Below are 19,798 nucleotides of genomic sequence, written 5' to 3' on the forward strand. Positions count from 1 at the left end.
ACGACGCACAAGCGCGCCGCACGACCACCACCGCGCGACGTGACGACTCTCGACGAACAACTGTCGACGAACAACCGACGACGAACAACTGTCGACAACGAAGAACGGATCGAACCGCCGATGACCGTCCTCCTCTGGATCCTGGGGATCCTGGCTCTCCCCGTCGTGATCGCCGCCGTGTGGTTCACCGGCGCGTTCGTGAAGGAACTCTTCTCACCGAGCCCTCCCGGCCCGGACGAGGCGGCGCAGACGGCGGAGCGGCTCGGCCTGTTGCCCGCCGAGCGGCAGGACACCGAGCACTCCGCGCCGCTGCCGGACGAGTGGTCGGCCACTCTCGCCGCGGTGCGCGGCGGCGACTGGCAGCCCGCGGCCGAGTTGCTGCGGGCCGTCGGCCGGGACTGGGAGCGCCGTTCGACGGTCACCGGTCTGCTGGGCACGGCCGCGGCCGAGGAGGACGCCTGGTTGCTCGACTGGGAGGCGGCACGCCCCGAGGACCCGGACGCGGCGGTGGTCCGGGCACAGAGCACGGTGTATCTGGCCTGGGAGTTGCGGGGTGCGCTGCGGGCCGAGAGCACGACGCGTGAGCAGTTCGACGGCTTCCACCGCACACTGGCCGCCGCGCGGGAGGAGATCGCACGGGCGGCCGCGCTGCTCCCCGACGACCCGACGCCGTACATCACGGAGATATGGGTGGCGCTCGGGCTGGGCTATCCGCACGCGGAGATGGACAAGCTGTGGGCGGAGATCACGACCCGCGCCCCGCACCACTACGGCGCCCACCACGCGGCCCTGCAGTACTGGTGCGCGAAGTGGCGGGGGTCGAAGGAGCTGGCTTTCGACTTCGCCGAGCGGGCGGCGGCCGAGGCGCCGGTGGGCAGTCTGCTGACGTCGCTGCCGCTGATCGCGCACTTCGAGCACGACAGGTCGACCGATGTCGCGGCCGACGGCACACCCGAGATGGTGGCCCGGGTCGACGCCGGTCTTGCGGACGCGGCCGCAGCGGCAGCCGCCGATCCCGGCCGGCCGGGCCTCGCGCAGCTGCGCCATCTGCTGGCGTTCTATCTGCATCTGCAGGACCGGCACGAGGCCGCGCTGGAGCAGTTCAGGCTGGTCGACGGGTATGTGGACGCAGTGCCGTGGCGCTACCGGGGCGACGAGGCGGCGACGTACTACTGCCGGGTCCGCAACGAGACGGCACAGGCGGCGGCGAGGGCGTCCTGACCCCTGACCGGACGACCGGCCCCCGTCCCGGTCGTCCGGAACCACCCCCCGAACGTCTGCCGACCGGATGAGGCACTCGACGCCGGCTGTCGCCCGAAGGGCCGATCAACAGGTGCGTCACCCGTACGGCAGCCCCGGCATGCAGCCGGTCGCCGCAGCCGGAAGCCTAGGATCCGTCATGGGATGTCGAGAGAAATGCGCGCTTTGTCAAGGTATGGCGACTTCGCGCCATGACCGAAGGAGACGGGATGTCGCACCGTGCCGGCAAAACCCGTTGGCGGCGCTTCGCGGCAGTCCTGGTACCCAGCGTCGCAGCCTGCGCAGCCCTGGGCATCGCCATGGGGCAGGGGGCACTGGCCGCGTCGTTCCTCATTTCCGGCCAGAAGTTCCAGGTCACCGCGGACAAACTGACCGCTCGCGGACTCAGCATCTACGGCATGCTGGACGTGACCAGGCAGGGCGAGCGGGTGCCGGTCCAGGTCACCGGATCCCGGCACACGACGATCACCAGGCTGTGCCAGTCCGTGCTGATCGAGGTCCCGGTGCTGGGCCCGCAGACGCTGAAGATCACCGGCGGAAACGAACGACCGGTCGAGGCGTCGAACCTGTTCCTCGACACGACGTTCCAGTCGGCCGGCCAGGCGGATTTCAAGGGCCTCGACCAGGGGATCGCGCAGGGGCAGATCTCCAAGGGGCCGATCAACCCGGGCGACGGCAACTCGCGCTTGTTCGACCCCAACGGCTTCGCGCAGCAGGCCACGTCGGTCACCCTGACCGACGTGCACGTGACCGCGGTCGCGCTCTCCGCCGGTACGTTCAACATCCCCGGCCTGCGCGTGCAGATCGAGCGAGGCCGCCACGAATGCTCCTGAGCCCCGGGCGGGCCGAACCTGCCGAATGCCCCCGCATCCGCCGCACACGGCCCCTGCGCTCGCCGCACCGCTGATCAGGAAGACACGTGATCACCAATCTCTTCGGCAGAGGAACCCGATGGCGCGTCACCGCGGCGCGCGCCCGGCACAGGTTCAGAGACTGGCGTGGCGAACGCCCCTTCTGGGCCGGGCTCTTCACCTCGATGGCGGGCCTGCCCATCCTGTACTGGCCGTACGCCCGTCTGGACCTGGGCGGAATTCCGCTGGCCATGTCGACCACGTCCGGTGCCGGAGCCCTGGTCATCGGGGTCCTGCTCATCGCCCTGGGGCTCATCCTCTGGTACCAACCGCACCTCCGCGTGTTCGCCGGGATCGCCACTCTCCTGCTCACCCTCCTCTCCTTCCCGGTCGCGAACCTCGGCGGCCTCTTCCTCGGACTGATCGCCGGTCTGATCGGCGGCTCCCTGGCCTGCTCCTGGACTCCCGCCCCCACCGAACCGCCGACGGCGCCTTCGGACTGCGCGTCCACGGACGATCCGCCAGGAGAGACAGGAGAGACAGGAGAGAGCCGACCTGGCACCTGACCACGCCAACGGGGAGCTCCGGACAGAGAGGAACAGGAGAGTCGCGGGCGGAGAACGCAGGGAGGAACATCGGAGTCACGGAAGCAAGGTGGTGGCTATGGGGACGCCGTCGATGCATTTCAGCGAGAGTCCCGAGGATCCTTTCGCCCTCGGCCGTGGTGCCTCGGCCGTGCTCGACGATCACGGAACTGTGGTCGGCTGGACCCCACGTGCGCAGGAACTGCTCGGCTATCCGGCCAAGGAAGTGCTCGGACGCGCGTGGCAGGACCTCCTGGTCGACGCCCGTGACCTGCCCGTCGTACGGTCCGTCGTCGTGGACGCCATGAAGGCGGGGGGATGGTTCGGCGTCCTGCCGGTCCGGCACCGCGACGGACGCCGTGTGGAGATGGGTTTCCGGGCCCGTGCGGTCACCAGGAAAGGGGGCGGTCAGGAGTGGCTCCTGGTCGGTGCTCCCGCCGCGCAGGTGATCGCCTGGCAGCGGGACCGTGCGCTGCTGGACGGCCTGTACCACCGGTCCCCGATCGGCCTCGTCGTCCACGGCACGGACAGGAGGGTGATACGGGTCAACCGAGCGGTCGAAAAGGCGAGCGGCGTCCCGGCCGAGGCGCCGGTGGGCCGTCGCCCCCGCGAATTCATGGTCGACGAGGACGCAGGTCCGGCAGAGGAACGGGTACGGCACGTCCTGGAGACCGGCGAGCCGTTGATCTTCACGGAGCAGTCCGCCCGGGCACGCCACGATCCGGGGCGGGAACGGATCGTGTCCGTCTCGGCGTTCCGGATGGAGGACCCCTCGGGCCGGGTTCTCGGCGTGGCCGAGACGATCGAGGACGTGACGGATCGCCACCGGGCGCAACGCAGGCTCGCCCTGCTGAACGAGGCGAGCGCCCGGATCGGGACCTCACTGGACGTGACACAGACCGCTCGGGAACTGGCCGAGGTGGCCACCCACGGCCTGGCCGACTACTGCTCGGTGGACCTCCTCAAGCCGGTGACACTCGGTGACGAACCGGTTCCCGGTACGGCGGCTCCGCTGCTCCGGGTCGCCTTCTCACCGCCGGAACAGCGCGTCCCGTTCCGGGAGGGCGATGTGGTCCCGCTGCTTCCGGAATCTCCGCAGGCCCGGTGCATGGCCGAGCGTCGTCCGATCCTCGAAGGGCTGCTGGCCCTGCGCCCCGAGTGGTACGCCATGGACCGGCGGCGGGTCGAGATCGCCTTGGGGCTGGGCGTTCATTCGCTGATCGCGGTGCCCCTGGCCGCGCGCGGCCTGGTACTGGGCGTGGTGAGCCTGTGGCGGTCACGCAACGCGGAGCCTTTCGAGGACGCCGATGCCACGGTGGCCCAGGAGCTCTCCTCGCGCGCGGCCGTCTGCATCGACAACGCGCGCCGCTTCACCCAGCAGCAGAGCGCCGCACTGACGCTTCAGCGCAGTCTGCTGCCGAGCGCGGCGTCCGACCTTCCGGCCGTGGGGGTGGCCTGCCGGTACCTCCCGGCCAGCGGTGAACCGGGCATCGGCGGCGACTGGTTCGACGTGATCCCGTTGTCAGGGGCCCGGGTCGCCCTCGTCGTGGGAGACGTGGTCGGCCACGGGATCCACGCCGCGGCCTCGATGGGCCGCCTGCGCGCCGCCGCGCGCACCCTGGCCAGCCTCGACCTGGAACCGGACGAGGTGGTGGCGCGGCTGGACGATCTGGTCAGTCTGCTGGCCGCCGAACAGGAGGCGAACGACGACAGCAGCCAGTCGGCCATCGAGCAGGTGCTCGGGGCCACCTGCCTCTACGCCGTCTACGATCCGGTCTCCCAGCGCTGCTCCCTCGCCCGCGCCGGCCACCCGGCGCCGGTGGTGACCACCCCCGACGGCGAGGTGACCGTGCTCGATCTGCCCGCGGGTCCGCCGCTGGGCCTGGGCGGACTGCCCTTCGAGACGTACGATCTGGACCTCCCCGAGGGCAGCCTGCTCACGCTCTACACCAACGGCCTCCTGGAGGCACGCAACGGCGACATAGACACCGCGCTGGAGAACCTGCGCGCGTGTCTCACCCGCACCACGGAACCTCTCGACCACACCTGCGACATGGTGGTCGAGGCGCTGCTGCCCAAGGACCACCTCCCCACCGACGACATCGCGCTGCTCATCGCCCGCACCCGGGCGCTACGGCCACGGAATGTCGCCTCGTGGCAGCTGCCCCTGGAAGCGACCTCCGCCGCCCGTGCCAGGGAGTTGACCACGGCGAAACTGACCGAATGGGGGCTGTCCGAGCTGGCCTTCACCACCGAACTGGTCGCCAGCGAACTCGTCACCAACACCTACCGGTACGCGGCCGGCCCCGTCACCCTGCGCCTCATACGTACGCATTGCCTGATCTGCGAGGTGTCCGACACCAGTCACACCTCCCCGCACCTCCGACGGGCCCTGAGCACGGACGAGGGCGGACGCGGACTCTTCCTGGTCGCCCAGCTCACGGAGCGGTGGGGCACCCGCTACACCCACGACGGCAAGACCGTCTGGACGGAGCAGTCTCTGCCGCCCGCATGAACACATCCGTTGATCGCCAGACGAGCGAGTTCACGTTCGAGGGACATCTGGAGCCGGCTGGGGGGCGAGGGGAGCAGTGTTCGGCGGTCGCTCGTCACGGTGTGTGGAAGCCGACCTCCGGATAGGCCGAGGTGGGTCCGTTCAGAAGGGGCTCCGCGACGCCCCGCAGGTGGAGGTCGAAGAAGGCCGCGACGTAGGTGCGGGTGTCGAAGTGACGTCCGTACAGAGAGGGAAGTGACATCCCCTCGGAGATGTACAAGGACGACCTGCACACCTCCGGGAGACGTAAGGGTCACGTCCCGCACCACCCGCAGGCCGGCACGCACCTACACCCCTGTGGTTACGGGGGTGTCCCACCCGGTCGGTCAGCGCCAGACGCGTACGTAGTCGGCGTTGAAGATGATGGGGGTGGATGCGGGGGCGGGGTGGTAGGTGCCGTCGGAGATGGAGAGGTTGAGGATGATGTTGGGTGACCAGGTGGAGCCGACGCCGGTGTGGTCGGAGTAGATCAGGGTGCCGTTCACGTACCAGTCGTCGTTGGTCTCGCCGTAGTGGACGCCTACGGTGATCCACGCTCCCGGATAGACGCTGTTGGCGTTGGTGTAGTAGATGGCCGCCGGGTGGACGTGGTTGGTGATCTCCAGCAGGTTCGGGTTGTCGGGGTGGTACTCGAAACTGTCGACCTCGTTGTTCCCGTCGAGCCAGGTCCAGCCGGCGGGCCAGGCTCCGATGGCGCTGGGCAGCTTGACGCGCATTTCGGCGTAGTCGCCGGGACGAGTCCGGAAGTTCTGCGTGGTGCCCTCGGTGGTCAGCAATCCGGTGTTCCACGACCTCATGCCGTTTTCCAGGATGTTGCTGCCCGGTGTGGCCGTGAAGGTGCTCAGACCACCGGTCACGGTGATGGCGGAGGGGGACAGCCAGTCGAGTTTGCTGTCTTTGGGGTTGTGGTTGCCGTACTCGTAGGCGCTGGTGGTGGAGCCGTTCCAGCGGGTGCCGAAGGCGATGGGGCCGTCGAATTCCTCGTCGAATGCGAGGGACTTGCCCGAAGCGGGTGAGCCCGGCCCGGGGCCGGTGATGGTGAGGGTACGGGAGGGCAGGCTGTGATAGCCGCTGGACGTCTTGTAGTAGCCGAACTCGGTGTAGGTGCCCGGCGCGAAGGTACGCGGAGCGGTGGTCATGGTCAGGCCGTTGCCGCAGATCGTGGTGGTGCCGCGCGAGCCTGGGAAGTCGAGGTTGTTGCCGGCCGAGTCGCGTACGGCCACGCCCAGTTGCTGGACCGTCAGGCATCCTCCGATGGTGTGGACCCGCAATCTCGCGCTCACCGGTGTGGTCGTCGAGGCGGTCGTGGGGGTCAGGGAGTCCTCGATGACCCTGGGTGCGGCCCAGGCAGGGCCGGCGGGGACCAAGGCCAGCAGCATCGCCGTCGCAAGGAGGCCGACACGATGGCGGAACGACAGGCGGAACGAGAGGACGGCGCGCGGAGTGGTTCGGCGGCGGATCACCATCACCCCACCCGCACGGCGTAGGACGCCGTGTTGTTGCCGGTGTTCGTGTCGTCCGGGCTGCTCACCATCACCCTGCCGCCCATCAGGACGGACCCGTGCGCGGCGGTGGACTGAACGTGGACGGGGATCTGCGCGGTGGCGGTCTTCAGCAGGTAGAGCCCCGGGGCAAAGGTGCACACGACCCTGCTCGCGTTCGCGTTGGGTGTGCAGGACGAGGGGAAGAACGGCCCCACGGCCGAGGCGCCGCTGGGCACGGTGACAGTGACGGTGACAGGGGAAGCCGTCACGTCCGGCCCCAAATTGGCGATGAGTACACGCAGCTTGGTCGTGCCGCCGGGCTGTGCGCCGCCGATGCTGACGGAGACGACGGCCAGATCCGAGTCGGATGGATCGTCGAGGGCACGCTGGGACCTCGGGGACTCCTGCCGCACGGTCGTTGTGCGCGGGTGGGGCCGTAGCTGGTCGGCGGCGGCCGGTGCCGCTCCCGCCGCACACAACGCTACGACCAGAGCGACTCGCGACACGATGGAGGCTCGGATCCTGGGCACCTGTGGTCTCCTCTTCGGGGCAGGGTTGAACGGGGACGGATGGAGCTGAACGGGTCCGGACAGGGCCGGGTGCGGCCGACCGGGCCGGGTGCGGCTGGGTAGGGCCAGGCAAGGCCGGATGAGGGCGGTGAAGCCGGATGGGGGCGGGCGGCGTTACGGACAGTGACATTGCATACCGGCAGTGCCCGGCCCCCGCCCCGACAGCACGTGCCGTCGGCCTCAGGACCACTCCAACAGCCCAGGCCGACGACCGGACGGCTCGCGAGAACCGAGCCCCTTCACTCCGGTGAGCCGTCGGCGGGAGTCCGTCGGCTCGGTCGGCCGGGCCGGGCACGCCGGGCGCGCCGCTGAACTCAGCCCCGCTCAGCCCCTATGCCGCTGAACTCCGCCCCGATGCCCTGCTCGCCCCCGACCGCCTGCTCACGCCTGCCTGGACCCGCGAGGGTGAGGCCCGGAATCCGGGGCCGCTCCCGTCAGATCCGCGAGCAGAAAGCGGAGTTACGCCCGCTCGGTCGCCAATCGGGCCGCCCTGTCGTCCAGTTCGGCCAGTCGGTTGCGCAGCGCCTCGGGGACGCCGGGGCAGGGGGCGAGGGCGGGGCCCGTGCCGCTGTCGGCCGTGCAGGGGAGCAGGGCGGCGACCACCCGGGTCGGCAGGCCCGCGGCCGTCGCCAAGGACGTGGTGGGGCGGGGGCTGTGCGGGATCGGGGAGTTGACGCCTGCGCCGGGGCCGGCGGACCGGCTGGAACCAATGTTGCGGTCCGCCGCCGACCACGGCGGGCTGCCGGTCGTCGTGCACGGGTTCGCGCCCACCACCGCCGAGGACCTGCGCACGCTCGCCGCGCCCTCCCGCCGCCACCCGCGTGTCCCGCTCGTCGTCGGCCGGCTGGGCGGACTGCACTGGATGGAGGCCGTCGAACCGGTCCGGGCCACGCCCGCCCGGGTCGGGGAATGCGGGCTTCGCCCGGGGTCCGGCGTCGCACGACACGGCGCCGCCGCGGCGACCGTGCTCGCGCTCGCCACCGGCATGACGAAGTCCCCCGGCGCCCTGCCCGCCGTGTCCGTCGCCGGCGGACTCGCGGCCGCCGCGCTGGTCTACGCGCTGGTCTACGCGCTGGTCTACGCGCTGGTCTACGCGCTGGCCTGGCGGCGCGGCATCCAGGCCGGCCGGTTCATGCTCGTCGGTGTCGGCATCGGCGTCGTCCTGTCGGCCGTCGTACAGCTGTATCTCGCGGACAGCGAGCTGGACGCGGCCGAGCAGGTGAAGCTGTGGCTGACCGGTTCCCTCAACGGGCGGAGCTGGGAACAGGCCGGGCCGCAGGCCGCCGTCCTCGCGCTGTGTCTGCCCGGGCTGATCTGGGCCGGCCGGGCCGCCCGGCCGCCGGCGCTCGGGGACGAGACCGCGGCCGGGCTCGGGGTACGGGTCGACCGGACCCGGCTCGCGCCGACCGTGCTCGGTGTCGTATTCGCCGCCACCGCGACCGGCGCGGCGGGCCCGATCGGGTTCGTCGCGCTGACCGCGCCGCAGCCGGCCCGCCGCCTCGCCCGCACCCCGCACCTGCCCCTGCCCTTGCCCCAGCCCCTGCCCCTGCTGTGCTCGGCGCCGACCGGCGCGCTGGTGCTGGTGACCGCCGACCTCCCGGCGCGCACACTGCCGTCGCCGCTGGACCTACCGGTCGGCGCACTCACCGCGCTGGTCGGCGGCCCGTACCTGCTGTGGCTGCTGGGCCGCGGGCCCCGGCAGGCGTGACGGCGTCAGATCGTCGCCGTGTCGATCACGAACCGGTAGCGGACGTCGCTGTGCACCACCCGCTCGTACGCCTCGTTGATCTGGTCGGCGCGGATCAGTTCGATCTCTGCGCCCAGGTGGTGCTCGGCGCAGAAGTCGAGCATTTCCTGGGTCTCGGGGATGCCGCCGATGCCGGAGCTGCTCAGGCTGCGGCGGTGGCCGAAGACCGAGGAGAGCGGGATGCGGACCGGCTCCTCCGGGATGCCGACGTTGACCATCGCGCCGTCCGTGCGCAGCAGCGACAGGTACCCGTCGAAGTCCAGCGGCGCCGACACCGTGTTGAGGATGATGTCGAAGGTGCCCTTGAGGTCCTCGAAGGTCTTCGGGTCGCTGGTCGCGTAGTAGTGCGTGGCGCCCAGCTTCAGGCCGTCGTCCTTCTTGCGCAGGGACTGGGACAGGACGGTGACCTCGGCGCCGAGCGCCGCCGCGATCTTCACGCCCATGTGGCCGAGACCGCCGAGGCCGACGACCGCGACCTTCTTGCCCGGACCGGCGTTCCAGTGCTTCAGCGGCGAATACGTGGTGATGCCGGCGCAGAGCAGCGGCGCGGCCACGTCCAGGGGGAGGCCGTCGGGGATGCGGACGACATAGTTCTCGTCCACGACGATCTTCTGCGCGTAGCCGCCGTAGGTGGGCTGCCCATCCTTGCCGACGGCGTTGTACGTCCAGGTCGGGCCGCCGCCGGTGCAGTACTGCTGCAGACCGGCCCGGCAGTTGTCGCACTCACGGCAGGAGTCGACCATGCAGCCGACACCCACCCGGTCGCCGACGGCGTACGTGGTGACACCCGCGCCGACCTCGGCGACGACGCCCGCGATCTCGTGGCCGGGCACCATCGGGAAGATCGCCGTGCCCCAGCCCTCCCGGGCCTGGTGGATGTCGGAGTGGCAGATACCGGCGAACTCGATGTCGATCAGGACGTCGAACTCGCCGACCGCGCGCCGCTCGATGGTGGTCCGCTCCAGCGGAGCCTTCGCGGCGGGCGCGGCGTAAGCAGCAACAGTGGTGGTCATGCCGGGTTCTCCTAGCGATGTTCAGCGTGCCCGGTTGCCTTCCACCGGGTACGCGACCAGCCTCTCCCACGCTACGACGGCCACCCAGACCACGCTTCTGCGTACGTCCCCCGTGCCTACCACTGGCGGGGTCAGGTTCCTGCGCGTACGACCGTGAATACTGGATGTATGGAAAACCAGCCCGTGCCCTCCTCCCCGCCCCTGGACCGGCGGGCCGAACTGAGCGAGTTCCTGCGCAGCCGGCGGGCCCGGCTGAAGCCGGAGGACGTGGGCCTGCCCGACTTCGGCCGGCACCGCCGGGTGCCGGGGCTGCGCCGCGAGGAGCTGGCGCAGCTGGCCGGGGTGTCGGTGGCGTACTACACCCGGCTCGAACAGGGCAACGGGCGGAACGTCTCGGCGGAGGTCCTGGACTCGATCGCGCGGGCGCTCCGGCTGACGGACGCGGAGCACGCGCATCTGACGCACCTGGCCAAGCCGAAGTCGCACAAGAAGAAGCCGGCGGCGCGGCAGCAGCAGGTCCGTGTCTCGCTGCGCCAGCTGCTGGACACGATGGAGGGCGTACCGGCGTACGTCGTCGGACGCCGCTCGGAGATCCTCGCCTGGAACCGGATGGCGGCGGCGCTCTTCGGTGACTGGGCGGAGCTGCCGCCGGGCGAGCGCAACTGGGCCCGGCTGGTGTTCCTGCACCCGGACTACCGCGATCTGTTCGTCGACTGGGAGCAGAAGGCGATCGACATCGTCTGCGCCCTGCGCATGGACGCGGGCTGCTATCCGGACGACCAGCGGCTGTCGGCGCTGGTGGGCGAACTCTCCGTGAAGAGCGAGGAGTTCCGCCGGCTGTGGGCGACGCACGACGTCAAGGAGAAGAACCACGGCGTCAAGCGGTTGCACCACCCCCTGGTGGGCGACCTCTCCCTGAACTTCGAGTCCTTCCGCCTGACGGACGGCTCGGACCAGTCGCTGCTCACGTACCACGCCGAGCCGGGCTCCCGGTCCGCCGACTCCCTCCGCCTCCTGGCCAGCTGGGGCACGGACGCGGCCCACACCACCGTGCCCTCGCCCTAGCCGGTCGCCGTACGACAAGGGGCACCCGGAGATGTCCTCCGGGTGCCCCTCGCCTCGTCAGAAGGTGCTACGCGCTCACTGGCCGAAGTAGGCGTCGTAGATCGTGATCTCCGACGTGTTGCCCTTCTTGTCGGTGATCTGCGAGCGCAGGGCGACGGACTTGCCCTTCGCCGGGCTCTTCACCGTGATCCTGCCGCCGCGGACGTCGGCCTGCTGGAAGGTCTTGCCGTCGTAGGAGACGTACACGGTCAGCGACTTGAGGTTGCCGCCCGCCGCCGCGCCCTCGACGGTGACCGGGAAGGTGAGCGTCCGGCCGGCCGGGACCCGGCTGTCCAGGCCGGTCGTGATGCCGTAGCGAAGCGCGGAGGCGGGGAGTTGCACGGGGGTGCCGGATTCCTGCCGGGAGCGGAAGGTCCAGGTCGCGTCGATCCGGGAGGAGGCCCGGGCGACCTTCGCCGCGCGCCTGACCGAGGTGGTCAGCCGGTACGCGGCGTCACCGGCCGGGACCTTGAAGGTCGCCTCGCCGAACAGCGGGTCGTCGTTGGCACCGGCCTTGGCACCGTCGCGGTACAGGGTCGTGTGCACCGAGCTGAAGTCCGAGTACCCGGTGTGCTGGGCGGCGTCGGCGAACAGCGGCAGTGAGCCGTAGATCTCGTTGCCGCTGCGGAAGAGGCCGAGGTCCTTGCCGATGTGCGGGCCGAAGACGGCGGTGCCGACCGTCTTGGTGTAGGTGTGACCGGCCCTGAAGGAGGACTCGCCGAGCGAGTAGCCCGCGTCCGGGACCGGGAACCCGTCCTGGTCGGTCCCGCCGTACTGGGTGAAGTCCAGGTTCCACAGGACCCCGCCGCCGGCGGACAGGTGCAGGGTGCGGGCGCCGGGCAGCTGCTGCGGTACGTCGATCGAGGAGGCGCCCAGGCTGCCGGGCAGCCAGCCCGCGGCGCTGATCGAGCCGGTCTTGCCGCTCGCGGAGGCACCGAGCCGGGCCTTGACGGTGGCCAGCTCACTCGCCTTGTAGTGCTTGGTGTAGCCGGTGGCGAGCTTCTTGACCGGGCCACCGGTCGTCACGTCGTACTGCTCGCCGGTGCCCTTGATCCAGTGGCCGTCCCACTGCTGGAACAGCAGGCCGGCGGGCAGCTGCGGGCCCAGGTGGGCGCTGCGGAAGCCCTGGTAGGAGTCCAGGATCCAGTTGTAGCCGTACTGGTTGCCGCCGATCGTGACGGCGTACCCGGGCGCGGCGAACCGCGACGTCACGCCCGCGGCCGGGACGGTGACGTCCACCGGCCTGGCCTTGCGCGCGTCGATGGTGACCGTCTGCTTCTTGCCGACGGTCAGCTTGGGCTGGGCGATCCAGTCGACGCCCTTCGTGCCGTTCCGGTCCACGAAGACGGAGGAGTTGAGGATGTACGTGCCCTTGGGGGCGCGCACCTTCACCGAGCCGGACGGGTCGTACGGGCTCACCTCCACGCCGTTCGCCGCCCCGGACACACCGCTGAGGTCGGCGTTGTAGAACGTGGCCGACTTGCCGTCCCGGCCGATGAACTTCAGCGTGACGTCGTACGACTCCACTTCGCGCTGTACGGCGGCGGCCGTGCGGACGGTCTGGCCGGCGCCGGTCGCAGTGACATACCCGGAGTAGGCGCCGTCGAGGGTGCCGCCCAGCCTGGTGTCGACGGTGAGGCCGACGGAGGCCTTGCCGTGCGCCGGGACCGTCAGCTTGCGCGCGCCGAGCCTGAGGAAGCCGACCGGGGCCGCGTGGCCCTTGGGGTCGAGGGCGGTGCCGGCGAGGGTGAGCGTGACGTCCTTGTCGCCGAGGTTGCGGTACGTGACCTGCTGGGTGACCGGCTTGTCGTCGGTGTGCGGCCACGCCTGCGTCCCGAAGTTCACCGACACCGGGTCGGCGATCACGGTCTGCCCGATGGCCCTGTCCACCGCGATCCGGCCCGAACCCTGCTGGTACGGCGTGTAGTTGCCGCCCTTGGCGGAGCCGGTCAGCGCGCCCTTCAGCTCGGCGTAGCCCCAGTCGGGGTGCTCCTGCTTCAGGATCGCGGCGGCGCCCGCGACATGCGGGGTGGCCATCGAGGTGCCGGAGAGGGTCAGGTAGCCCTCGGGCTTCTCGCCGACCTCCTGGTCGAGGACGCTGCCCTTGGCCGCGGCGGCGGTGATGTCCACACCGGGCGCGGTGACGTCCGGTTTGACGGCGCCGTCGCCGAGGCGCGGGCCGGTGGAGGAGAAGTCGGCGAGCTTGTCCTGCTTGTCGACGGCGCCGACGGTGAGCGCGGCGTCCGCGCTGCCCGGCGAACCGATCGAGTGGGGGCCGTCGTTGCCCGCGGCGATCGTGAACAGGATGCCCTTGGTGGCGGAGAGCTTGTCGACCTCGGCTTCGAGGGGGTCGGTGCCGGGGGTGTCGGTGCCGCCGAGGCTGAGGTTGACGATGCTCGCGCCCTGCGCGGCCGCCCACTCCATGCCGGCGAGGATGCCCGAGTCGTCGCCGGATCCGGTGTCGTCCAGGACCTTGCCGTTGAGGATCTCGGCGTCCGGGGCGACACCCTTGTACTTGCCGCCGGACCCCGCGGGAAAAGCGGCGCCGGTGCCCGCCACGATGGAGGCGACGTGGGTGCCGTGCCCGTAGTGGTCGGTGGCGTCGGCGGCGGAGGTGAAGTTCCTGGACGCGGTCACCTGGTCCTTGAGGTCCGGGTGGCGGGTGTCCACACCGGTGTCCAGGACGGCGACCTTCACGCCCTTGCCGGTGTAGCCGGCCTGCCAGGCGACCGGGGCGCCGATCTGGGGCACGGACTTGTCGAGGGAGGCCTTGCGGACGCCGTCGAGCCAGACGTGCGCGATACCGGAGGCGGTCCGGCCGCCGTCGGTGACGGCATGCCACAGCTTGGCGGTGTCCTGGACCGGCGTCTGTACGGCGTCGGCGTCGAGGGCGGACAGGCTGCGGCGCAGCCGGCCGGCTGCCCGGACGTCCGCCTTGGCGGCCGCTGCCGAGCCGGTGTAGCCGACGATGACCTTCAGGCCGTTCTTCTGGGCCCTGCGGGTGGCGGCCTTGGTCAGCTCGGTGATGTCGAACAGCCGCTGGTCCAGCGTGCCGGAGGCCACCAGGTGGGCCGCGTCGACCGGGATGACCAGCGTGTGGCCCGCGGTCCGGCGGACCTGGACAGGTATGCGCTCACGGCCCTTGGCCCGCTCCAGGCCGACGATCCGGCCCCTGGCGTCGAGGGCGACCCGGTCACCGGTGATCAGGGTGACGTAGGTCTTCGTGGCGAGCGCGGCGGCGGCGGTCGGGGTGCGCTCCGCGGGCTTCGCCGACGCCGGGCTGGTCATGCCCGAGGCGAGGGCGAGGACTGCGGCCGTGGCCACGCCGGCCGCAGCAGCTCTTTTCACTTGTCTGCGCAAGTTCTCCCCCTGGAGATGGAGGTACCGGGCGAATTCCCCCGTTCGACCCGGTCGGGGGCGTTCTCGTGCGTCCGTCCGGCGCGTCGCCCCCCGGGAGCACGCAGTATGCCGGGGGGTCGTCGGACGGCTCAATGGACAAAAGGAGGGTAAGAAAGAGCGAAGGAAAACTGTAACACCGTGGCCGGGACACCGTTACAGACCCGCGAAACGCGCGGTGAACAAGCGGTGTTGACCGCGCTCAGGCGCCGGCGTTCTCCTTCACCGAGATCTTGCCTTGGCGTGCTCCTTCCAGAGCCGTTCGAGTACGTCCATGATCTCGTCGATCTCGTCGCGCATGCCCTCGTCGAGGTTGCCGGTCGGCTCGTCGGCGAGCAGCACCTTGGGCTTCTTGACGACGGCCCGGACGATCGCGACGCGCTGCTGCTGCCCTCCGGACATTTCGCCGGGGAGATGGCCCAGGCGTTCTCCGAGGCCGACGGAGTTCAGCGCGTCGGCCGCGAGTTCGCGGCGCTCCTTGGCCTTGATGCCGAGGGGGACGAGGGCCGTCTCGACGTTCTCCTGGGCGGTGAGGGTGGGGATGAGGTTGAAGGACTGGAAGACGAAGCCGATGTTCTCGCTGCGGACCCTTGTCAGCCTGGCCTCACTGAGCTTGGCCAGGTCGGTGCCGTCCAGGACGACCTCGCCCGAGGTGGGGCGGTCCAGGCCGCCGGGCATCTGGACGGCGGGAGACCGCGGAGGAGGTCAGCAGGCCGGCGACCAGGAACGCGGCCACCAGGACGGCGACCGACAGCCACCTGCCGACCTTGATGGCGAAGTCGGCGCCGCCGCCCCTGACCTCGCCCTGCGGCTGGCCTTCGCCACGCTGGAACCCGCCGGCGCCGCCGCTTCCGTTCTGCTGGAACTGGCCGCGGGTGAACTGGCCGTCCACCCGGAAGACGTTGAGGCTGAGCCCGCCGACGGCCTGCGAGACGCCCGTCTGGCTCGCGACCTTGCCGACCGTCGAGGAGGCCAGGGTGGTGAAGCCCTGCACCATGACCCGGTCGCTGCTCTGGGTCGACGTGTCGTCGTTGCCCCGCGCGTCGAACCGGAAGCGGGGCCACTGCGAGCTGCTGCCGCTCGGCGACTGCGCCTTGGTGACGGTCATGTCCGTGCCCAGGCCGTACAGCGACTGCAGGACCTTGTCCTGGGCCTTCCCCATGCCGCTGGACACGGAGTTGACACGATGACCAGCGCGATGCCCGGCGCGCGTCAGAAGGCCCTGGCCGGGCCCGGAAACACCGGTGCCGCCCCGAAGGGCGGCACCGGAGGAGCTGTGAACCGGCTGTCGGACGGACCGTCAGACGGCCGAACCGGCCTTCCACTGGGCCCAGTCCATGTTCCAGCCGTTGAGGCCGTTGTCCGGCGCGACCGTCTTGTCGCCGGTGTTCTGGACGACCACCACGTCACCGATCAGGGTGTGGCCGTAGAACCAGGCGGCCGGGGTGTTCGGGTCGCCCGCGCCCTTGGTGTCCTGCAGGCCGACACAGCCGTGGCTGGTGTTGACGTTGCCGAACACGGACGACGCGCCCCAGTAGTTGCCGTGGATGAAGGTGCCGGAGCTGGTCAGGCGCATCGCGTGCGGCACGTCCTTGATGTCGTACTCGCCCTTGCCGTCGGAGTCCTTGAAGCCGACCGTCGCGCCGTTCATCCGGGTCTGGGTGAACTTCTCGGAGATCACCATCTGCCCCTCGTACGTGGTGTGCTCGGGGGAACCGGCGGAGATCGGGATGGTCTTGACGACCTTGCCGTCCTGCGTGACCTTCATCTGCTTGGTCTTCGCGTCGACGTACGAGACCTGGTTGCGGCCGATGTGGAAGGTGACCGTCTTCTGCTGGACGCCGTGGACGCCGGGCGCGCCCTCGACGCCGTCGAGCGCCAGCTTCAGCGTGACGGTGGAGCCTGCCTTCCAGTACTGCTCCGGGCGGCAGTCCATGCGGTTGGCGTCGAACCAGTGGCAGGCGACCTCCTGGCCGCTGCTGGTGCTGACCGTGACGCCCTTCTGCACGGCCGCCTTGTTGGTGATCGCCTTGTCGAAGTTGATCGAGACGGGCATGCCGACACCGACCGTGGAGCCGTCGTCCGGGGTGTAGGTGCCGATGAAGCTGTTGGCCGGGGAGACCGTGGTGAAGGAGGCGTTCTCGTGGGCTATGCGGCCCTCGGAGTCCTTGGCCTCGGCGGCGACCTTGTAGGTGGTGGAGCGGTCCAGCTGGGCGCTGGGCTTCCAGCTCGCCTTGTCGGCGGAGAGCTGGCCGGCGACGGCGGTGCCGCTCTCGGTGGTCATGGTGACGCCGGTGAGAGTGCCCTTGCTGACGGTGACGGTGCCGGAGTTGTTGATCGACGCGTTGTTGGAGCCGTCCTTCGGCGTGATCGTGATCTGTGCCTGGGAGGACTTCTTCGCCGCCGCCGCGTCGGCCTGGGCCTGTGAGGAGTCGCCCTTGCCGTTGCCGGAGGACTTGTCGTCGCCGCCGGAACAGGCCGTGAGCACCAGCACACCGCCGAGCAGAGCGGACGCGGCCATCAGGCCCTTGCGCCGCTTACTGACCGTCATCACACGCTTCTCCATCATCGCCGATCGCCAAAAACCCCGAGTGCCCCCGTAAGAACCTTCAACGCTACGGCCGTACCGCCCCGTTCCCCATCCGCTGGATCTGTGGGGCACACCACGTCCACCGTGCGCGCGTGGTGCGGGAATCGGTCCGTGCGTTTCCTGAGACGACGAAACCCCGGACGGCGGTTGCCGTCCGGGGTCGGGAAGAGCCCCCCGGAACGCTCAGCCGACGCCGCCCCCGCCTTCGTCCTCGTCCTCGTCCTCCTCATCATCCTCGTCCCGCTCCCAGTCCGGCGAATCCGGGTCGTAGTCGATCCGCTCGCTCGACCAGGACGCCTGCTGCAACTCCACCCCGGGCACCTCGCTGACCAGGTCGAACGGGTCCACGAGATAGGCGAGGGCCTCCGCGGTGTCTTCCGTCACAGCCCCCTCGGCCTGGCTCCGCTCGGCCTGCGGCAGCTCCGGATCGGCGGCGATCCGGCGCAACGCGGCCTTGGCCACCGCGTCCTCGTCCTCCACTTCGAGGACCAGCTCCACCCGAAGCCGTACAAAACGTGATGTCTCTTCAGCGTTCATGGCGCGAGCGTACGACCGAAACCTCCCGTGACTTTCCTGTGACCCGCGACTTTCACTAACATCGCTCCACACGGCCAATTCGCCAGCGTCACAAGGGGATCGATATTCCGTGTCATCCGCTCGCCGTCCGCTGCTGACCGCCACCGCCGCGGGCACCCTGCTCTGCGCACTGTGGTTCGTCCCGTCCGCGAACGCCTCGCAGGACTCCACGACGAGAGCGAGCGCATCCGGTTCCTCGACTTCCGCGGCTTCGTCGGCCTCCTCGACGACACAGCTCACGCAGGTCACCCAGCAGGCCAGGGCGGTGTCGCAGGCGACCGCGGAGACCGCCCGGGAGGCCGCGGAGGACACCCAACTCGCCGACACCGGAAGCCCCGACACCACGCCGTACGTCGTCGGCGGCACCCTCTTCCTCGGTGTGGGCGCCGGCTTCGTGCTGTATTCGGTGCGCCGCGAACGCATGGGCTTCTGAGCCGACACAGGAACAGGGGCCCCGCGCATGGCAGGGCCCCTGTTTCCGTACGGGCGTCACTGCAGCGGGCCGGTGACCTTCTCCGCCGCGGCGACGAGGTGACCGGCGCGCACGAACGCGTCGGCGGCGGCCAGGTCGGGCGCCAGGAACCGGTCCGGTCCCGGACCCCGCACACCGGCGGCGCGCGCGGCCTCGATGACGGCCTGGGAGGCGGGCGCCGGGGTGAGGCCCTCGCGCAGCTCTATGGCGCGGGTGGCGGCGTACATCTCGATGGCGATGATCCGGGTGAGGTTGCCGACGGCGGTGCGCAGCTTGCGCGCGGCCGACCAGCCCATGGACACATGGTCCTCCTGCATGGCGGAGGACGGGATGGAGTCCGCGGAAGCCGGTACGGCGAGCCGCTTCATCTCACTCACCAGCGCGGCCTGCGTGTACTGGGCGATCATCAGCCCGGAGTCGACGCCCGCGTCGTCGGCGAGGAAGGGCGGCAGCCCGTGGCTGCGGTTCTTGTCCAACAGCCGGTCGGTGCGGCGCTCGGCGATGGAGCCGAGGTCGGCGGCGGCGATGGCGAGGAAGTCCAGCACGTAGGCCACGGGCGCGCCGTGGAAGTTGCCGTTCGACTCCACGCGGCCGTCGGGCAGCACGACGGGGTTGTCGACCGCTGAGGCCAGCTCGCGCTCGGCGACGAGCCGGGCGTGCGCGACCGTGTCGCGTCCGGCGCCGGCGACCTGCGGGGCGCAGCGCACCGAGTAGGCGTCCTGGACGCGCGGGGCGTCGTCCTGGTGGTGCCCGGTCAGGCCGGAACCTTTCAGCACGGCCAGCATGTTGGCGGCGGAGGCACCCTGGCCCGGATGCGGCCGGATGGCGTGCAGCTCCGGCGCGAGCACCTTGTCGGTGCCGAGCAGCGCCTCCAGGCTGAGGGCGGCGGCGACGTCGGCGGACTTGTAGAGGGTGTCGAGATCCGCGAGGGCCATGATCAGCATGCCGAGCATGCCGTCGGTGCCGTTGAGCAGGGCGAGGCCCTCCTTCTCGCGCAGCTCGACCGGCTTGATCCCGTGCGCGGCGAGCAGTTCCCCGGCGGGCCGTACGACCCCGTCGGGCCCTTCCGCGTCGCCCTCTCCCATGAGCGCGAGGGCGCAGTGGGACAGCGGGGCCAGATCGCCGGAGCAACCGAGGGAGCCGTACTCGTGCACGACCGGGGTGATCCCGGCGTTCAGCACGTCCGCCATGGTCTGCGCGACCTCGGGCCGGACACCGGTGTGCCCCGAGCAGACGGTCTTGAGCCGCAGGAACATCAGGGCCCGTACGACTTCCCGTTCGACCCTCGGCCCCAGGCCGGCGGCGTGCGAGCGGACGATGTTGCGCTGCAGCTGGGCGCGCAGTTCCTGGCTGATGTGCCGGGTCGCCAGGGCGCCGAAGCCGGTGGAGACGCCATAGACCGGGTCCGGCTTGGCCGCCAGGGCGTCCACGATCTCCCGGGCCGCCGCGAGAGCCGCGACCGCCTCCGCCGACAGCTCGATGCGAGCACCGCCGCGCGCCACGGCGAGAACGTCGGACGCCGTGACACCGGACGTCCCCACCACCACAGTGTGCATATCCATATTCAGGAGCGTACGCATTGAATGCGGGGATGTCAC

Annotated in this window: 15 protein-coding genes and 3 pseudogenes; 7 read left to right on the plus strand and 11 right to left on the minus strand. The window is 70.6% G+C overall.

Annotation, left to right across the window (positions count from 1 at the left end; translation table 11 throughout):
- Positions 1-120: 120 nt before the first annotated feature.
- The 4 genes from AB5L52_RS16700 (at position 121) to AB5L52_RS16715 (ending at position 5,210) form a co-directional block, all read left to right on the plus strand.
- Positions 121-1,221 (plus strand): hypothetical protein, encoded by a 1,101-nt coding sequence (locus AB5L52_RS16700; RefSeq protein WP_369368900.1) that lies wholly within the window; start codon positions 121-123, stop codon positions 1,219-1,221.
- A 248-nt stretch (positions 1,222-1,469) separates the two neighbouring features.
- Complete coding sequence (locus tag AB5L52_RS16705) at positions 1,470-2,093, plus strand: DUF6230 family protein (protein WP_351561780.1); 624 nt, start codon at positions 1,470-1,472, stop codon at positions 2,091-2,093.
- A gap of 86 nt (positions 2,094-2,179) precedes the next feature.
- A complete protein-coding gene (locus AB5L52_RS16710) occupies positions 2,180-2,677 on the plus strand; it encodes a DUF6114 domain-containing protein (RefSeq protein ID WP_369364796.1) in 498 nt (165 codons plus the stop codon).
- 97 nt (positions 2,678-2,774) lie between these two features.
- Entirely contained in the window at positions 2,775-5,210 is a 2,436-nt protein-coding gene (locus AB5L52_RS16715) for a SpoIIE family protein phosphatase (protein WP_369364798.1), read from the plus strand.
- Between the two features lie 94 nt (positions 5,211-5,304).
- Here AB5L52_RS16715 and AB5L52_RS16720 read toward each other — a convergent pair.
- The 4 genes and pseudogenes from AB5L52_RS16720 to AB5L52_RS16735 form a co-directional block, all read right to left on the minus strand.
- A pseudogene (locus tag AB5L52_RS16720) lies at positions 5,305-5,415 on the minus strand (alpha/beta hydrolase); the annotation flags it as partial.
- Positions 5,416-5,575: 160 nt separating this feature from the next.
- Positions 5,576-6,715 carry a hypothetical protein gene (locus AB5L52_RS16725; RefSeq protein ID WP_351021249.1) on the minus strand — a complete coding sequence of 380 codons (1,140 nt, stop codon included), beginning with the start codon at positions 6,713-6,715 and terminating at the stop codon, positions 5,576-5,578.
- The gene (locus AB5L52_RS16730) at positions 6,715-7,263 is read right to left on the minus strand and encodes a hypothetical protein (RefSeq protein WP_369364800.1); all 549 of its coding nucleotides are present in this window, start codon (positions 7,261-7,263) and stop codon (positions 6,715-6,717) included. The genes AB5L52_RS16725 and AB5L52_RS16730 overlap by 1 nt, the downstream gene beginning before the upstream one ends.
- Before the next feature lie 498 nt (positions 7,264-7,761).
- Positions 7,762-7,935 carry a hypothetical protein gene (locus tag AB5L52_RS16735; RefSeq protein WP_369364802.1) on the minus strand — a complete coding sequence of 58 codons (174 nt, stop codon included), beginning with the start codon at positions 7,933-7,935 and terminating at the stop codon, positions 7,762-7,764.
- A gap of 76 nt (positions 7,936-8,011) precedes the next feature.
- On the opposite strand from AB5L52_RS16735, the gene AB5L52_RS16740 reads away from it, so the two are divergent.
- Positions 8,012-9,010 carry a FecCD family ABC transporter permease gene (locus AB5L52_RS16740; protein ID WP_369364803.1) on the plus strand — a complete coding sequence of 333 codons (999 nt, stop codon included), beginning with the start codon at positions 8,012-8,014 and terminating at the stop codon, positions 9,008-9,010.
- 5 nt (positions 9,011-9,015) lie between these two features.
- Here the strand turns inward: AB5L52_RS16740 and AB5L52_RS16745 are convergent, their stop codons facing one another.
- Positions 9,016-10,062 carry an NAD(P)-dependent alcohol dehydrogenase gene (locus AB5L52_RS16745; RefSeq protein WP_351561766.1) on the minus strand — a complete coding sequence of 349 codons (1,047 nt, stop codon included), beginning with the start codon at positions 10,060-10,062 and terminating at the stop codon, positions 9,016-9,018.
- 168 nt (positions 10,063-10,230) lie between these two features.
- Here AB5L52_RS16745 and AB5L52_RS16750 point away from each other — a divergent pair, with 168 nt between their 5' ends.
- Complete coding sequence (locus AB5L52_RS16750; protein ID WP_369364804.1) at positions 10,231-11,127, plus strand: helix-turn-helix domain-containing protein; 897 nt, start codon at positions 10,231-10,233, stop codon at positions 11,125-11,127.
- Between the two features lie 75 nt (positions 11,128-11,202).
- On the opposite strand, the gene AB5L52_RS16755 is transcribed toward AB5L52_RS16750, so the two are convergent.
- From AB5L52_RS16755 to AB5L52_RS16775, 5 genes and pseudogenes are all read right to left on the minus strand, one after another.
- A complete protein-coding gene (locus AB5L52_RS16755) occupies positions 11,203-14,454 on the minus strand; it encodes a S8 family serine peptidase (protein ID WP_369368901.1) in 3,252 nt (1,083 codons plus the stop codon).
- Between the two features lie 354 nt (positions 14,455-14,808).
- A pseudogene (locus AB5L52_RS16760) lies at positions 14,809-15,246 on the minus strand (ABC transporter ATP-binding protein); the annotation flags it as partial.
- A gap of 85 nt (positions 15,247-15,331) precedes the next feature.
- Positions 15,332-15,745: pseudogene (locus AB5L52_RS16765) on the minus strand (ABC transporter permease); the annotation flags it as partial.
- 117 nt (positions 15,746-15,862) lie between these two features.
- A complete protein-coding gene (locus tag AB5L52_RS16770) occupies positions 15,863-17,113 on the minus strand; it encodes an Ig-like domain-containing protein (RefSeq protein ID WP_351021261.1) in 1,251 nt (416 codons plus the stop codon).
- Between the two features lie 222 nt (positions 17,114-17,335).
- Positions 17,336-17,689, minus strand: coding sequence for a hypothetical protein (locus tag AB5L52_RS16775; RefSeq protein ID WP_351021263.1), 354 nt, complete (start codon positions 17,687-17,689; stop codon positions 17,336-17,338).
- 109 nt (positions 17,690-17,798) lie between these two features.
- Between AB5L52_RS16775 and AB5L52_RS16780 the strand changes: the two genes are divergently transcribed.
- Positions 17,799-18,161, plus strand: a complete 363-nt coding sequence (locus tag AB5L52_RS16780; RefSeq protein WP_369364806.1) for a hypothetical protein — start codon at positions 17,799-17,801, stop codon at positions 18,159-18,161.
- 56 nt (positions 18,162-18,217) lie between these two features.
- Here AB5L52_RS16780 and hutH read toward each other — a convergent pair whose 3' ends face one another.
- On the minus strand, positions 18,218-19,756 hold the full coding sequence (gene hutH, locus AB5L52_RS16785; RefSeq protein ID WP_369368903.1) for a histidine ammonia-lyase: 1,539 nt from the start codon (positions 19,754-19,756) through the stop codon (positions 18,218-18,220).
- Positions 19,757-19,798 lie beyond the last annotated feature (42 nt).

Source organism: Streptomyces sp. CG4 (genome assembly GCF_041080655.1).
Taxonomy (GTDB): domain Bacteria; phylum Actinomycetota; class Actinomycetes; order Streptomycetales; family Streptomycetaceae; genus Streptomyces.

What these genes read in the sequence shown, in the direction of transcription:
- AB5L52_RS16755 (WP_369368901.1), bottom strand. Translation starts at nt 14,454, where the DNA reads ATGACCAGCCCGGCGTCGGCGAAGCCCGCGGAGCGCACCCCGACCGCC.
- AB5L52_RS16705 (WP_351561780.1), top strand. Translation starts at nt 1,470, where the DNA reads ATGTCGCACCGTGCCGGCAAAACCCGTTGGCGGCGCTTCGCGGCAGTC.
- AB5L52_RS16750 (WP_369364804.1), top strand. Translation starts at nt 10,231, where the DNA reads ATGGAAAACCAGCCCGTGCCCTCCTCCCCGCCCCTGGACCGGCGGGCC.
- AB5L52_RS16700 (WP_369368900.1), top strand. Translation starts at nt 121, where the DNA reads ATGACCGTCCTCCTCTGGATCCTGGGGATCCTGGCTCTCCCCGTCGTG.
- hutH (WP_369368903.1), bottom strand. Translation starts at nt 19,756, where the DNA reads ATGCACACTGTGGTGGTGGGGACGTCCGGTGTCACGGCGTCCGACGTT.
- AB5L52_RS16770 (WP_351021261.1), bottom strand. Translation starts at nt 17,113, where the DNA reads ATGACGGTCAGTAAGCGGCGCAAGGGCCTGATGGCCGCGTCCGCTCTG.
- AB5L52_RS16745 (WP_351561766.1), bottom strand. Translation starts at nt 10,062, where the DNA reads ATGACCACCACTGTTGCTGCTTACGCCGCGCCCGCCGCGAAGGCTCCG.
- AB5L52_RS16725 (WP_351021249.1), bottom strand. Translation starts at nt 6,715, where the DNA reads ATGGTGATCCGCCGCCGAACCACTCCGCGCGCCGTCCTCTCGTTCCGC.
- AB5L52_RS16715 (WP_369364798.1), top strand. Translation starts at nt 2,775, where the DNA reads ATGGGGACGCCGTCGATGCATTTCAGCGAGAGTCCCGAGGATCCTTTC.
- AB5L52_RS16775 (WP_351021263.1), bottom strand. Translation starts at nt 17,689, where the DNA reads ATGAACGCTGAAGAGACATCACGTTTTGTACGGCTTCGGGTGGAGCTG.
- AB5L52_RS16740 (WP_369364803.1), top strand. Translation starts at nt 8,012, where the DNA reads ATGTTGCGGTCCGCCGCCGACCACGGCGGGCTGCCGGTCGTCGTGCAC.